Annotated in this window: 11 protein-coding genes; 10 read left to right on the forward strand and 1 reads right to left on the reverse strand. The window is 44.5% G+C overall.

Annotated elements, in window-relative coordinates; genetic code table 11:
* The first annotated feature begins 229 nt into the window (after positions 1–229).
* The 3 genes from ACTXGF_RS19150 to ACTXGF_RS19160 all read left to right on the forward strand — a co-directional run bounded on the left by ACTXGF_RS19150 (position 230) and on the right by ACTXGF_RS19160 (position 4,667).
* Positions 230–1,900: an alpha-keto acid decarboxylase family protein gene (locus ACTXGF_RS19150; RefSeq protein ID WP_443534094.1), complete on the forward strand. Its 1,671-nt coding sequence runs from the start codon at positions 230–232 to the stop codon at positions 1,898–1,900.
* Between the two features lie 189 nt (positions 1,901–2,089).
* Positions 2,090–2,425: a GlpM family protein gene (locus ACTXGF_RS19155; RefSeq protein WP_443534096.1), complete on the forward strand. Its 336-nt coding sequence runs from the start codon at positions 2,090–2,092 to the stop codon at positions 2,423–2,425.
* A 451-nt stretch (positions 2,426–2,876) separates the two neighbouring features.
* Positions 2,877–4,667 carry a potassium/proton antiporter gene (locus ACTXGF_RS19160; RefSeq protein ID WP_443534098.1) on the forward strand — a complete coding sequence of 597 codons (1,791 nt, stop codon included), beginning with the start codon at positions 2,877–2,879 and terminating at the stop codon, positions 4,665–4,667.
* Between the two features lie 16 nt (positions 4,668–4,683).
* Here the strand turns inward: ACTXGF_RS19160 and ACTXGF_RS19165 are convergent, their stop codons facing one another.
* Entirely contained in the window at positions 4,684–5,586 is a 903-nt protein-coding gene (locus ACTXGF_RS19165; RefSeq protein WP_227680805.1) for a LysR family transcriptional regulator, read from the reverse strand.
* 184 nt (positions 5,587–5,770) lie between these two features.
* Between ACTXGF_RS19165 and speB the strand changes: the two genes are divergently transcribed.
* The 7 genes from speB to ACTXGF_RS19200 all read left to right on the forward strand — a co-directional run bounded on the left by speB (position 5,771) and on the right by ACTXGF_RS19200 (position 14,869).
* Complete coding sequence (speB, locus tag ACTXGF_RS19170) at positions 5,771–6,739, forward strand: agmatinase (RefSeq protein ID WP_057760617.1); 969 nt, start codon at positions 5,771–5,773, stop codon at positions 6,737–6,739.
* Between the two features lie 139 nt (positions 6,740–6,878).
* Positions 6,879–8,225: a purine-cytosine permease family protein gene (locus ACTXGF_RS19175; protein ID WP_443534100.1), complete on the forward strand. Its 1,347-nt coding sequence runs from the start codon at positions 6,879–6,881 to the stop codon at positions 8,223–8,225.
* Entirely contained in the window at positions 8,222–9,022 is an 801-nt protein-coding gene (locus tag ACTXGF_RS19180; RefSeq protein WP_443534102.1) for a carbon-nitrogen hydrolase family protein, read from the forward strand. The genes ACTXGF_RS19175 and ACTXGF_RS19180 overlap by 4 nt, the downstream gene beginning before the upstream one ends.
* Positions 9,019–9,762: an MBL fold metallo-hydrolase gene (locus ACTXGF_RS19185; RefSeq protein WP_443534103.1), complete on the forward strand. Its 744-nt coding sequence runs from the start codon at positions 9,019–9,021 to the stop codon at positions 9,760–9,762. Before ACTXGF_RS19180 ends, ACTXGF_RS19185 begins: the two co-directional genes overlap by 4 nt.
* A 91-nt stretch (positions 9,763–9,853) precedes the next feature.
* A complete protein-coding gene (locus ACTXGF_RS19190; protein WP_443534105.1) occupies positions 9,854–11,575 on the forward strand; it encodes a 5-guanidino-2-oxopentanoate decarboxylase in 1,722 nt (573 codons plus the stop codon).
* A gap of 104 nt (positions 11,576–11,679) precedes the next feature.
* Positions 11,680–13,482, forward strand: coding sequence for a D-lactate dehydrogenase (gene dld, locus ACTXGF_RS19195; protein ID WP_443534107.1), 1,803 nt, complete (start codon positions 11,680–11,682; stop codon positions 13,480–13,482).
* Complete coding sequence (locus tag ACTXGF_RS19200) at positions 13,463–14,869, forward strand: YjiH family protein (RefSeq protein WP_443534109.1); 1,407 nt, start codon at positions 13,463–13,465, stop codon at positions 14,867–14,869. Before dld ends, ACTXGF_RS19200 begins: the two co-directional genes overlap by 20 nt.
* Positions 14,870–15,024: the final 155 nt, after the last annotated feature.

Raw genomic sequence — 15,024 nt, forward strand, 5'->3', positions numbered from 1 at the left:
AGGCGTATTATACGCAGTTTTTTTTAGGTGTCAACACCTATAACGAAAAAAATTAAAGTTATTAAAATAGGCGTGTCTTCTGGTCATAAATATATGTTATAACGGTTTATTATAATATGTATTCCAAAAGCTTTGTAGTACATAAATAAGCTGGGACGCACTTTATAATTTAACCTCAATCACATTCACAATTATCAATACTTACAAAGATAAGTCATAAGGATAAAAAATGAGTCAACAATATACCATCGCTGATTATTTGTTTGATCGTGTCGCAGAAGCGGGCGCATCTGAGATATTTGGCGTACCTGGTGATTTTAATTTAACTTTTTTGGACAATGTTCTTGCTTCTGACAAGCTACGCTGGGTAGGTAACACCAATGAGCTAAATGCTGGCTATGCTGCCGATGGCTATGCACGCGAGCGTGGGTTTGCCGCTATGGTGACGACCTTTGGTGTAGGCGAACTATCAGCGATCAACGCGACCGCAGGTTCTTTTGCTGAGTATGCGCCGGTATTGCATATCGTAGGTGCACCAAGCACGGCTCTACAAGACTCAAAGCGCCGTATTCATCACTCGCTTGGTGATGGCGTGTTCAATCATTTTATTAAGATGGTTGAGCCTGTGACGGTAGCCCGTGCGCAGCTTACCCCTGAAAATGCTGCCTCAGAAATTGATAGAGTAATTCGCTTAATTCTCAAAAAGCATCGCCCAGGTTACTTACTATTATCACCAGATGTTGCTCGTCAGCCTATCTATCCACCAACAACCAAGTTGATCGATAGCCAAGAAGATATTACTAGCCAAGCGGCATTATCAGATTTTAAGCAAGCACTAACCGAGTTTTTGCCAAATAAGACCACGACCCTAATGGCAGATTTGATGGTGCATCGTTTGGGATTGCAGTCGCAGCTCAAAGCGTTGATTGCTGATACCGATATTCCTTATACCACGCTATCTTGGGGCAAGACGCTGCTTGATGAAAATAGTGACCGTTGGGCAGGCACTTATGCGGGTGTTGCTTCGCGTCCAATTGTCAAAGATGCGGTAGAAAACTGCGAATGTCTCATCAAAGTAGGGGTGCAATATACTGACACTACCACCGCAGGGTTTAGCCAAGATATCAATGAAGATGTGGTCGTAGACTTGCATTATGAGCGTGCTTCTATCAGTGGTAAGAACTTTGCACCGATTGCGCTAAAAGATGCGTTGCAAGCCCTGCATGAAGTGATGACCTCTGGCATTAACATCGTGCCAAAACCTTTCTGTGAAGAAGTTAAGCCGCATGAACAAAAAGGTAAAGACAGTGAGGCTATCCGCCAAGATGATTTATGGCATATTATCGCTGGCCGCTTAGATCACAATAACTTGGTGTTTTCTGAACAAGGAACGGCCTATTTTGGTATCAGTGATGTGCGCCTGCCAGAAGGGGTGACGTCATATGGGCAGCCGATGTGGGGATCAATTGGCTACACGTTACCTGCCAGCTTGGGCGCGGCAATCGCATCGCCAGATAAGCGTAGCGTGTTATTAATTGGGGACGGTTCAGCATTGCTAACGATCCAAGAGCTAGCGGTCATGATTCAAGAGCGCATCAATCCTGTGATCGTCTTAATCAATAACGACGGCTATACGGTAGAGCGTGCGATTCATGGCGAAAACCAATACTATAATGATATCCCTAAATGCGATTGGCAAATCATGCCGCGAGCGTTTGGCGCGACAGAAGAAAATAGCGTATTACTCAAAGCAGAGACAGCAGGCGAGCTAAAATCTGCTTTCGACAAAGCTGCTGCGACTACCGATAAGCTTATAATGATTGAGGTGATTGCAGACAAGCATGATATCCCGCCATTGCTGGCAGACATCAGCGCGGCATTAAAGCCAAAAAAGGACTAAGTCATTCGTAAAAGCTTACTGAATAAAAGTAACAGCCCCATTTAGCAACTTAGCTAAGTGGGGTTTTTTGCATTTTTTATCATACGGATTAATTAATCAGCGATTGCTCTTATGTCAGTTTGCAGACTTTAGTATCATGGCGGATTGGGCTACGTTCAGCCTTTATAGTCAACAGGAGATAGACACGTCGTGATTTGGTTAAAAATGCTTATCGGCGCATTAATGGTATTGGCGATTCAGTTATTCGCCCAAACTCGCTTTTTTTATTTGGCCGCGCTTGCGCCACTATTTCCCACCTTTACGTTAATCAGTCACTTTATCGTTGGTACTGAGCGCAGTCCTGCTGATTTAAAGGTCGCGTTGATATTCAGTATGCTTGGTGTCATACCGCATTTGATTTATACTTTTGTGGTGTTTTTTAGCATCAGTTATATGAGCTTATATAAGGCATTGCTATTAGGGGTGGTCGCTTGGACGATAGCCGCTGCAATTCTAGTGTTGACGTGGCAATACATTCAAGGTTAAGTAATATTAAGACATAGAGGTTTTCAACACAGTAATAGTATTTTACAAGCTTTACTTTAATATTCGAGCGTTTTTTATTGAAGTCTTTTTTATTGATCTAGGGCGTGTCTTCAATTCACCCGATAGTCATCTAAATGGGCTAAAAATGGCTAAATCTTGCCAAACAGCGTCAAATAGCTGGTTAATATCCCGATATTATCTGCGCTATTTTTCTTGTTTGACGGCAATTTATCTCATTTTTATCACCATTTTTGAAATGAAGACACGCCCTAGTATTGGCTGCTAGTTCTGATGGTGATGCTAATATCATTACAAATAATTGTCATTCATATTTTGAATAATGGCCGCTTATGATAGGCTCACTGGTGTAATATCTACTAACAGCAAGATAACGAAAACCCCATCGCAATCAATTACTATTCTTAATAATAAAAAATAGGGCTCAAAAAAAATGGATACCTTAAATATCCTGTATCTCGTAGGCGCAGTATTAATTTTCGCCAGTATCATGGCGAGTACATTATCGGCGCGCTTAGGCGTACCATTGTTGTTGCTGTTTTTGATAGTGGGTATGTTGGCAGGCGAGCAGGGTATCTTGGGTATTGAGTTCTCTCAGTATGCGCTAGCCAATTTCGTTGGGCAGGCAGCCTTAGCCTGTATCTTGCTAGATGGTGGTTTACGCACATCCTTTAAATCGTTTCGAGTAGGGCTAAAACCTGCGATTACGCTGGCTACATGGGGCGTGTTGGTCACTGTCATGGTGCTAGGGGTGTTTGTCACTTGGCTGCTCGATGTCGATTGGCGCTTTGGTCTACTGATGGCAGCGATTGTCGGTTCAACCGATGCAGCAGCGGTATTTTCTCTATTACGTAATGGCGGCGTCAAGCTTAACGACCGTGTACAAGCCACGCTTGAACTTGAGTCTGGTGCCAACGATCCCTTGGCTATTTTATTAGTTACTGGTTTGATTGCCCTAAATGTTGATCCTGATGGTCAGACAGTATTTGGCTTTTTAGTTTTATTACTACAGCAGCTAAGCTTTGGGCTAGGCATGGGCTTATTGTTCGGTTATTTCTTATCCCGATTATTGCCCAAGGTACATTTAGCAGAAGGCATGTACGCTATTTTGATTCTCTCTGCTGGCTTGGCTGTGTTCGCCGCGACCAACCTCATTGGCGGCAGTGGATTTTTGGCGGTATACCTCACTGGCGTGCTAATCGGCAACCACAAGGTGCGCTCGACAGAGCATGTCATGCGAGTGATGGACAGCTTTGCTTGGCTGTCTCAGGCCGTGCTATTTGTGGTATTAGGACTGTTGGTTACTCCTTCAAACGTCCTCAATGTCTGGCATTATTCGGTTGCAATCGCGCTCTTTATGATCTTTGTGGCACGTCCTATTGCCGTCTATACTAGTGTCAAACCATTCAAATTCAAAGACAGAGAGATTGGGTTTATCTCTTGGGTCGGTTTGCGCGGTGCAGTGCCTATTACCTTAGCGATTTTACCAGTCATGGCTGGGATAGATAACGCCTTTATGCTGTTTGATATTGCCTTTGGCGTCGTGGTTCTATCGTTGATTTTGCAAGGTACGACCATCCCTACGATGGCCAATCTGTTTAAGGTACGTATTCCAACCAACAAAGATCCGAAAGAAGAGCATGAGGTTTGGGTATCGGATAAGGCCAGTATCACGCTGTATGAGTTTGAGGCAAAGTCAGGTGCATTTGCCATTGGGCGTCATCCTATGGGTATCTCCAAAGGTATCAATCCAGATGAAATCAGTGTCTTTGCGCTAGTCCGTAATCAGCAAATCGTAGTAGTCGATGACAATACAAAGTTAAAATTCGGCGACAGTGTCTGGTATGCCATGAGAGGTAATCACGCGAGCAAAATTGCCAAGATTTTTAATGACACAACATTAGATCGCAAAGCTATCGATGATTTCTATGGCGATTGGTTGCTATCACCGAGTGTCAAGCTTGGAGACTTGCCGTTTTTTACAGGAATTATGGCGTCTGAGACATTGGTAAAAACACTCAAAACGTCCGACGAAGGCAGCGCAAAAAATATGTGGGAGCAGACGGTAGCTGAGTACGTGAAATCACACTTAGGTACCGCGCCAGTGTCGGGCGACACCGTCGTGATAAGCGATGAATGGTCGCTGGTTATTAAGGAAGTCGATGACAAAGGGAAGCTAAGAACCATTGGTTTAAAACACCAAGAGCTACCAACAGCAGTTTAGTTGTGTGCAGTGGTTTTTACAATAAATTCATCATTTTATTCAAAAAATCAGCAATGTGTTTGTGCTGGTTCTGCCGATACGCCCAATGGTGCTCGACGGCATAGCTGGCTTCTTCCCGCAGTAATATTTTCATCAAACCTTCTCTTTCGTAGCGCATGGCTAGGTCACGAGGCAAGTAGCCAACATGGTGACCTGCAAGGATAAGCTGTGCAGTAGCCTCCATATGATACGTCGTAGCGCTTAATGTTTTGGGGCGTACATGATGGATGCTGACATCAGTAATATAGCCTCTTTTTATCCACGGATGGTTTTGTTCTAAGTCCTCTAATGTCAAACCTTCTGAATTATAAAATAACCGGTGCTCGCGTCCACAGCACACGACCTGTCTCTCTACAAATGCTGGCTTAAACGTCAGTAATGGTGGAAAACTGCCAAAATAACCAACCCCAATATCACTCTCATTACTTAAGAGCTTTTCTATCATGCTTTCAGGACTTTGAACGTCAATAGAAAAGTGTATCAAAGGGTTATTACGGTAGCTGTTAGCCAGCCGTTGTCTAAGTACATCATAAAAAAACTTGGGCATTTGATCGGTTAGGCACAGTCTAATGTGCCCGCCATGAACGGAGTCTAGTTGCTGAATATAATGCAGCTGATGTTGAAAGTTGGCGACTGATTCGGTAAAGGCGACGCAAGCCTCATAAACCGCTGCACCATCCTCTGTCAGCTTAAATCCTGCACGACCACGATGGCATAACGTCATGCCCAAACGGTCTTCTAAATGGGTTAAATGACCGCTAATCACCGAAGGTGTGACGTTTAGGCGCGTCTGAGCTGCTGTCACCCCTTGACAGTCTACGATGGCCATAAAGCTACGTAGGGTTTTTACGTCTATTTTTATCAACTCATCTAATATCAAAAACCATCCTCCGATAAATACTCTCTTCAACAAACTTCTGCTAATAACGTATAAGTCTGTTTTACTACGAAGATTTAGAAGTTTACTTCTGAATTTTACCATGGTTTGCCATCTTATATTTAGGTATTGTCAAGGGTATGTAGCAAATTGTGTACTTAAACCAAATAGAACAAGGAAGTAACTTATGACATTCAATCAACCATTAAGCGGCAATGATATGCCAAGATTTGGCGGTTTCGCTTCTATGATGCGTCTGCCAACTCAAGCCGATGCTGAAGGGTTAGATGTGGCGTTCGTTGGCGTACCTTTAGATATTGGTGCATCCAACCGTAGCGGTGCAAGATTGGGGCCTAGACAGATTCGTGATGAGTCCAGAATGATTCGTCCCTACAATGTGGCCACTCGCGCTGCGCCTTTTGAGTCATTACAAGTCGCCGACATCGGCGATGTGCCTATCAATACATTCAACCTGCTAAAAAGCGTTGATATCATCGAAAAATTCTATACCGATAAAATCGTCAAACACGGCGCGATTCCTTTAACGCTAGGTGGCGATCATACTATCGCGTTGCCTATTCTGCGTGCACTTGCCAAAAAACATGGCCCTGTCGGTATGGTGCATATCGATGCTCATGCTGATATCAATGATGATATGTTTGGCGAAAAAATCGCTCATGGTACGCCGTTCCGCCGTGCTGTTGAAGAAAACCTAATCGATGGCAATCGTGTGGTACAGATTGGTTTACGCGGTACAGGCTACAGCGCTGAAGAGTTTGATTGGTCAACTGAGCAAGGATTCCGTGTGGTACCTGCTGAAGAGTGCTGGTATAAGTCGCTAACACCGCTCATGGCTGAAGTACGCGAAAAGCTAGGCGATGGTCCTGTCTATTTAAGCTTCGATATCGACGGTATCGATCCGGCATTTGCGCCAGGTACGGGCACTGCTGAAATCGGCGGTCTGACCTCTACTCAAGGTATCGAAATCATTCGCGGTATGCGTGGCTTAGATGTAGTTGGCGGGGATTTGGTCGAAGTATCACCACCTTATGATCCATTTGGTAATACCTCGGTATTGGCGGCGAACTTATTGTTCGAGATGCTATGCATCCTGCCGGGCGTACGCTATGACGACAAGGTTAAGGCGGTTTACTAGTCGTTATATCTCAACATGATAACCGTGAAAGGAATGGGTTATTAACAGTCTCTTATTGGTTAGATGTAGAGCATAGAGTAGCTTTATCGGCACCAGTGCAATGACTGGTATTAATATAACTCGGTTAAGGAAGACACTAATGAGTAAACCTTCTTCATTTTTTGGTCAAGATACGCTCTCTCCAAATGAAGCTGGACACAGTTTGGGTTCAATTGGTACGTTTGCGCTGTGGTTTGGTGCCAATATCGTAGTCACGACCATCTTAACTGGGATGTTGTTGGTACCAGATCTACGATTTACCACGGCTATTACGACCGTACTCATTGGTTCTTTAATCGGTGCAATTCCACTGCTTTTGGTTGGTTTGATGGGCCAGCGTACCGGCCTACCATCGATGGCTCTGACACGTAGAGCTTATGGACCACTTGGTAGCCAGTTGATTTCACTGGTAAACATGGGTGTGCTCATTGCGTGGAGCTGTATTCAGGCACTACTCGCTGGCATGAGTCTGAACTACGCGATTGAAGCGACCACAGGTTATAGTAACCTGCCACTGTTTGTGATTCTGTGCGAGACCGTCGTGGTGCTAATTGTGCTACGCGGTCACCTCGGTATTGAGCTTGTCGAGCGTTGGGCGGCACTAGCCATGGCAGGTCTTACGGTTGTCGTGCTTTATCAGCTAAACCAACATTATGATGTATCGACACTGTTTGAGATGCCAGTTGAATCACGTAATGGTATTACGCTAGGTATCGCGTTTGATATCGTCATTGCTACTGCGTTCTCTTGGATGTCTTCGGCAGCTGATTACAACCGTAACTGTAAAACCTCAAAGATTGCCGTATGGGGTACTTATTTTGGCTACATTGTGGCAGCCATCGTTGCGATGGGTCTAGGTGCTACCATTTCAGGATTGTCTATCATGTATGGCATGGAGCAGACTTATGACCCGACGCGTTTGCTTGCTGACTTTGGTTTTGGTTTGCCAGCTGCGCTAGTTATATTCTTTTCAGTCATGACAACCAATGTAATGGCAGTCTATAGTGCAACGCTATCCTGCATGAATATCGCTCCTAACATGAGCTTTTGGAAACCTGCACTTATCATTGGTTTGGTCACTATCTTTGGGGCGCTGATACCAGGTATTTTAGACCAGTTCCAAAACTTCTTGTTGATCGTAGGTGCACTATTTATCCCAGCATTTTCAGTCATGATTGTTGATTATTACCTTGTTGGCCAAGAAGGCTACACCGCAAAGCTGCTTGACTCTACCAAGCAGTTAGGCCGTCCTACGGCAAAGATTGCTATCGCAGCATATCTAATCGGTGCAGCGCTTGCCGCATACTGGACTTTGATAGCGCCTCCATCTTTCGGTGCTTCATTACCTGTCTTTATTATTACTGGTGGACTTTACTGGTTAGGTGCGACTTTGTTTACTCGTCCTAATAGCGCTGTTACTTCAGATCAGAAGGAGTCGTCATTATGAAATTGATGATTGCTCAAACCAGTCCTTTACTGGCTGAAGCGACGGCCAATCTAGAAGCTTTAGAGTCGCTTTGCCGCCTAGCAGTAGAGGCAAAAGTAGATCTGCTCGCGTTGCCAGAGCTTGCATTCACAGGCTACAACATCTTTGAGCGTCTTGATCGCTTAGCGCAAACTATCGATGGTCCAATTGTCACTGAAGCAGCTAGGCTTGCTAATAAATATAACTTGCATCTATTGTTTGGTCTCGCTGAGCGACAGTCTAATGGTGAGCTAAGCAACTCTGCCATACTGCTAGATGACAATGGGCAACACCTTGCGACTTATAACAAGCGTCATTTATGGGATCGTGAAAACGAGTTCTTTACAGCAGGTAAAAAATCCTGCGTGGTTGACACTCGATTCGGCAAATTAGGATTGATGATTTGCTACGATAATGAGTTCCCAGAAGTGGCAAGAGAGCTAGCTCAAGCAGGCGCAGAGGTCATACTGTCACCGACAGCAAATATGTTGCCAAATACAGAACGTCCAGTGCTCCAAATCCGCGCTCGTGCCATGGACAATCAATGCTTTGTTGCTTGTATTAACCGCTCAGGAATAGAAGACACTCTTCATTACTGTGGTAATAGCATCGTCGCTGGTCCCGATGGCGAGGTAATCGGAAGGCTTGGTTTGACTGCTGGCACGATGATAGTAGATATTGATCTTGACCGTATTGATGAGAGTCGTATGCATCAAAATTATCTTAAGGACCTGCGTGTTCTTAAAGATACTCATGTCGTTAATGGAGCTGACTTATGAGTGAACAGCTATTACCTCGAATCAATCCAGAAAACTGGTATCGAACCACTACGCTAAGTGACGGAATCACACTTATCGACGAGCCATGGATTAAGCCGTTTTTTCGCTGCAATCTGTGGCACGTACGGGGTAGCGAACGTGATTTATTAGTCGATTTTGGGTTAGGTGCTGTACCATTGCGCCGCCATGTCGCTTTGCTCGCTGATCGCGATATCGTTGGTGTTGCCAGTCACACCCATTTTGACCATATTGGCGCAGCAAATGAGTTTGACTGTTGTCATGTCCATTCTGCTGAAGCACACATCTTAGCTGAACCAGATAATGCTCGTACTTTGGCAGATATGTTTGTCAACGATGAGATGTTTGACGCGCTACCGCCTGAACCTTATGCCCATTGCGGCTATAAAATTGCTGCACCAGCGAAAATTATGCAGCTTGAAGACGGTGACGTGATTGATTTGGGCAATCGTCAATTTGAAGTAATTCATACGCCTGGCCATTCTCCAGGTGGTATTGCCTTGTGGGAAGCTGCTAGCGAAACGCTGATTTCTGGTGACCTTATCTATGATGGCCCATTAATTGAAGATACGTGGCACAGCAACATGGCTGACTACGCCAAGAGCATGCGCCGCTTAAATGCACTGCCGGTGCGAGTCGTTCATGGTGGGCATTTCCCTAGCTTTTCAGGTAAACGCTTAAACATCATGATTGATGATTGGTTACGGCACCATGACTTGTAATGAGTAGCACTCAATAACGATTAAAAATAAACCATTAGCCAATATAAAAATTCTAACTTAATACTAATTATATTTTTCAGGATGACTGACCATGACCCAATTGACGCAAACGCTTTCTTCTTTGTCTGAAACCTCGTCTCTAACCTGCGGTGAGCTATTGGTGCAGTGGCTAGAATATTATGGTATAGAGACCGTTTTTGGTATCCCTGGTGTACACACGGTAGAACTGTATCGCGGCTTGCCTAGTACCAATATCCGTCATGTGACACCGCGTCATGAACAAGGCGCCGGGTTTATGGCGGATGGTTACTACCGTGCCTCTGGCAAGATTGGCGTATGCTTCATCATCACTGGCCCTGGTATGACCAACATTATGACGGCGATGGCGCAAGCACTGGCTGATTCGATACCGATGCTAGTGATCTCTAGTGTCAATAAAGTCAAAGACACGGGTAGTGGTGAAGGGCATTTGCATGAGTTGCATGATCAGCAAGGCATGATTAGCAAAGTAGCATTGACGAGTAAGACTATTTGGCAACCTGAATCGCTACCGAAAGTCATTGCAGAAGCTTTTGCCTTATTTAACGGTGCACGTCCGGGGCCAGTACATATTCAATTACCGATTGATATCATCACCGCTGATGCCAGTCATGTTGCTAAGCCGCCTAGTTTAAATGCTGTAGCAAATAGCGAAGCTGGTACAAATAATTTGAGTCTACCACAGGTCACAAGACCACTGCCGAATCCTGCGCAGTTAGACCTAATCGTACAGTCATTACAAACCGCAAAAAATCCTGTAATACTTTATGGGGGCGGCTGCGTCGATGTCGATCATGATGCACAGCGATTGGCAGAGTTGATAGATGCGCCAACGTTTTTGACAATTAATGCCAAAGGTTTGCTGCCACCTGCTCATCCATTAAGTTTGGGTAGCAACCAGTCATTAGACGCAGGCCGCGCCGTGATTACCGAGGCCGACTGGGTACTAGCGATTGGTACTGAGCTTGGTGAGACTGACTATGATGTGTTCTTTAATGGTGAGTTTAAAATCAACGGCACGCTAGTACGTATTGACTGTGATGCCCAGCAATTGCAGCGTCCATTTAGAGCAGATATTGCGGTACTGTCTGACGCACAGATGGCGATTAGTGGTTTATGTAGTCGCTTAAAAGGTCAGAAATTCGATCATCAAGCACTGTCACGAGTAAACGAGGCAAAGCAGGCCATTTTGAAGGATGTAACGACAGACTTTGCAGGTCAAAATGCATTACTAAAGCTGATTAGAGATGAGGTAGAAGACGTCATTTTCGTTGGTGATTCAACGCAGCCTGTCTATAGCGGCAACCTTGGTCTTGAAGCCTTAGCGACGCGCAAATGGTTTAATTCTTCGACAGGTTTTGGCACGTTAGGCTATGGTTTGCCTGCCGCTATCGGAGCCATGATTGGCTCAAATTTACCTGTCATCAGTCTAATGGGTGATGGCGGCATTCAATTTACAATTGCCGAGCTTATCTGCGCAGCCGAGCTTGAGCTACCATTGATCGTTTTGCTATGGAACAACCAAGGCTACGGTGAGATTCGTCGTTACATGGAAGAGGGCGGTTTACCACTAATTGGCGTCAATATCAAAACGCCAAACTTTGAGCCACTAGCAGCAGGATTTGGCGCTGGCTATCGTAGAATCACCGATAAGCAGCAATTGCTAGACGCATTAAAGACAGACACAAAGGGTAAACAGCCAATCATTTATGAGATTGATGAAGCGGACGACTTTCTAAAAGAAATGGTTAAGACAGTGACTTATTTTAGTTAAAGTAATACTGGCTCAAACGTCACGAATAATCACGAGACCGATAGTCACAGGTCTAAAAAAAGACAAAAAAATGACAAACGCTGGTTACGCAAGGAAGCACGTTCATGACGCCAAATGCTAGAGAAATGTCAGAAAATAGACATGAGCAAATGCCGCGTTTGTTAACGGAGCTTGCTGCTGTCGTTGGTATGACCAATGTATTGACAAAACCTAGCCAACAGCAGTCTTATGTGCAAGGTGCGATTGAGGCTGTCACAGATGCGACCATCGCAGTTGTGATACCGCACTCTCTTGTGGCACTATGGCGCGTCATTAATATCTGTGCAGCCGCTGACGTGATTATCATTGCTCAAACGGCCAATACAGGCCTAACAGGTGGTTCAACTCCGAATGGAGATTATGATCGACTACTAGTCGTAATCTCTATGCAGTTATTGGGCGGTGTGCATTTATTTAATGATGCAGCAGAGCTGATTGCTTTGCCAGCCGCTACTTTGCAGCAATTAGAGTCGACCCTTGCGCCATTAGGGCGTGAGCCGCATTCAGTACTGGGCTCTAGTTGTGTGGGTGCATCAGTGATAGGCGGCATCTGCAACAGCTCGGGCGGGATGTTGGTGCAGCGTGGACCTGCTTACACTGAGATGGCGTTATTTGCCAGACGCAATACCTCAGGAGCGTTTGAGTTAATCAATCATCTGGGACTGGATTTGGGGTCGCAGCCAGAGGAAATGCTAGAGAACTTGCAAGCTGGTACGTTTAATAAGGTCTCAAATAGTACGAGTAACAGTAAAGCCTGTACCAACCATCATTATCAATACAAAGTCCGTGATTGTGAGGCAGAGACACCTGCTCGATTTAACAATGATCCCAACGGTCTGTATGAAGCATCTGGCTCAGCTGGCAAGGTCATTGTATTTGCGGTGAGGGTAGCGACATTTGCCAAGCCTAAAAACGAGCAAACGTTTTATATCTCGACCAACGACGCTGATACCTTGACCACACTTAGAAAACAATGGTTAAAAAGCGAGTTAAAATTACCTGTGTTGGCTGAGTATATGCACAAAGACTATAATGACATTACCATGCGTTATGGTCGAGACACTTGTCTGAGCATGCGTAAGCTTCCTGCTAGCAAGATAGGGACGCTGTATCGACTACAAGCAAAGATTGGCTACTATCTGGATAAATGGCATCTTCCAAAGATGCTGCCAGATCGGATATTACAGATGACATCTAGGTTTATGCCGCCGTCATTACCAGCCACTTTGAGTACGCAAGCGCTCTCATATAAATACCATTTGATTATAAAAGTCGCAGATGGTTTTGATAAATATTCTAATAAAAATGATGGCAACAATATCGCCGCTGCGCAAGATTTTTTACAAAACCATCTACAGCAGTATCAAGGTGTGCTGCATGTATGTACAGAGCTTGAAGCACAATCACTGTTGGCATTTCGCAGTGCCGCAACCGCTGCTATGTTTCGTTATCATAATTTAAATCAAGATAAATTTGGCGAGCTGCTATCGACCGATATTGCTTTACCTAGAAATGCCGTAGATTGGGACGAGACTCTACCTGAACACTTGCAAGAAAAAGTCAGCAAAACCTTTTATTTAGGGCATTTTTTCTGTCATGTCATGCACCAAGACTATTTATTGAAACCGATGGCCAATGCTAAGCAATTCAAGGATGAGCTGCTGGCATTTTATGACCAACGTCATATTGAGTATCCTGCCGAACACAATGTGGGCCATGTGTATCCTGCTAAAACTGAGCTACATTATTTTTATAAAAAACTGGATCCAACCAATTCGCTCAACCCAGGTATTGGTCAGACAGAGAAATGGAAAAACTGGCAATCATCGCCCATTAAGGAGAAGTTAAATGACGAGTTATATGGATAAGTCGCAGCAGCCGATTTTAGGGAATAATACGGTCGATCCAGAAACGCCAAAAGCAGGACAGTGGCGTGCAGCAATGTGGAAGTTTTTGTTGTTTTCAGCATTGGGTATTGCGTTATTTATCATACCGTTTGAGTGGGATGGTAAAGTCACGATTTTATTGGGTGTGTTGACCGATACGCTACAATCCGCCTTAGGTGGTTTGGTGACCTATATCACGATGGCGCTCGTGACGATATCCTTTTTTGGTGCGCTAGCCGTTAAAGTATTGAAGCCAAATCTGAGTGAAGGTTCACTTGCCAAAAAACTCTTTGATGTTGAGTGGTTTTGGCTTGCTATCCGGTTTTTAGGCATGGCATTTGTTTGGATGATTTTTCTACAAGTTGGCCCTGAGTTTATTATCAATCGTAATACAGGCGGTGTCATTTTTGAGGATTTGATTCCTGTTTTGATTCCGTTGTTCTTCTTTGCCATTTTATCGCTGCCATTTTTGACTGATTTCGGTTTGATGGAGTTTTTGGGCACGTTAGCCAGTAAAGTATTTATCAAGCTCTTTAAACTACCTGGTCGTTCTGCTGTCGACGCAATGTCTTCTTGGTTTGGTGCAGCGTCTATCGGCTTGCTGGTCACTATGCAAGAATATGATAAGAGTTTCTATAGCCAACGTGAAGCCGCCATTATCGCGACCACATTTTCAGTCACTTCTATCGCCTTTACCTATGTGGTTGCCAAAACCATCGGCGTGGACAATAACTTCGTCTTCTTTTATCTGACCATTGCGCTAACTGGTTTTATCGCTGCGATTATCATGCCGCGTATACCGCCATTGTCTCTCAAGCCTGATACGTATCACTCGGGAAAAAGCATGCTTGATGAAGGCATTCCTGCTGAATATACAACGTACCAATGGGCTGTCAATCGTGCCGTCACTCGTGCGCACTCTATGCCTAGCTTAGGTCAAGTGTTCAAACGCAGCGTACACAATCTGTTTGATATCTATTTGGGACTAATTCCAGTTACGTTCGCTATCGGTACGATTGGCCTTGGTTTAGCAGAGTACACGCCTGTCTTTAATTGGATTGCGACACCGCTTGTACCAGTACTTGAATGGTTACAGATTCCAGAAGCGGCCAAAGCTGGCCCAGCCATGATTATGGGCTTTGCAGATATGTACTTGCCAGCATTGGTGGGTAAAAGTATCGAGAGTGAGATGACACGATTCATCGTTGGTGCTGCTTCAATCACTCAGATTATCTATATGTCTGAAGTAGGTGCACTGATTTTGAAGTCAAACATCAAGCTTAATGTCTTAGAGCTATTTTTGATCTTTATCCTTCGTACGCTTATCAGCTTGGTAGTCATCACATCAGTGGCGCATCTACTGTATTAGTGGCGTGTCTAGTATTCACAAGGCATCTAGCCTAACAATAATATGCAAATGGTCGGTTTTTCTGTAGTTAGCTACACCGACCATTTAGCCAATGACGTTACGGACGTTACGCACATAAAGACAATTTGATCAAAAATATAAGGCGATTGACCATT

It is taken from the genome of Psychrobacter sp. 1Y6 (assembly GCF_052258385.2).
Taxonomy (GTDB): Bacteria; Pseudomonadota; Gammaproteobacteria; order Pseudomonadales; family Moraxellaceae; genus Psychrobacter.

What these genes read in the sequence shown, in the direction of transcription:
- ACTXGF_RS19160 (WP_443534098.1), top strand. Translation starts at nt 2,877, where the DNA reads ATGGATACCTTAAATATCCTGTATCTCGTAGGCGCAGTATTAATTTTC.
- ACTXGF_RS19200 (WP_443534109.1), top strand. Translation starts at nt 13,463, where the DNA reads ATGACGAGTTATATGGATAAGTCGCAGCAGCCGATTTTAGGGAATAAT.
- ACTXGF_RS19190 (WP_443534105.1), top strand. Translation starts at nt 9,854, where the DNA reads ATGACCCAATTGACGCAAACGCTTTCTTCTTTGTCTGAAACCTCGTCT.
- ACTXGF_RS19180 (WP_443534102.1), top strand. Translation starts at nt 8,222, where the DNA reads ATGAAATTGATGATTGCTCAAACCAGTCCTTTACTGGCTGAAGCGACG.
- dld (WP_443534107.1), top strand. Translation starts at nt 11,680, where the DNA reads ATGACGCCAAATGCTAGAGAAATGTCAGAAAATAGACATGAGCAAATG.
- ACTXGF_RS19185 (WP_443534103.1), top strand. Translation starts at nt 9,019, where the DNA reads ATGAGTGAACAGCTATTACCTCGAATCAATCCAGAAAACTGGTATCGA.
- speB (WP_057760617.1), top strand. Translation starts at nt 5,771, where the DNA reads ATGACATTCAATCAACCATTAAGCGGCAATGATATGCCAAGATTTGGC.
- ACTXGF_RS19175 (WP_443534100.1), top strand. Translation starts at nt 6,879, where the DNA reads ATGAGTAAACCTTCTTCATTTTTTGGTCAAGATACGCTCTCTCCAAAT.
- ACTXGF_RS19150 (WP_443534094.1), top strand. Translation starts at nt 230, where the DNA reads ATGAGTCAACAATATACCATCGCTGATTATTTGTTTGATCGTGTCGCA.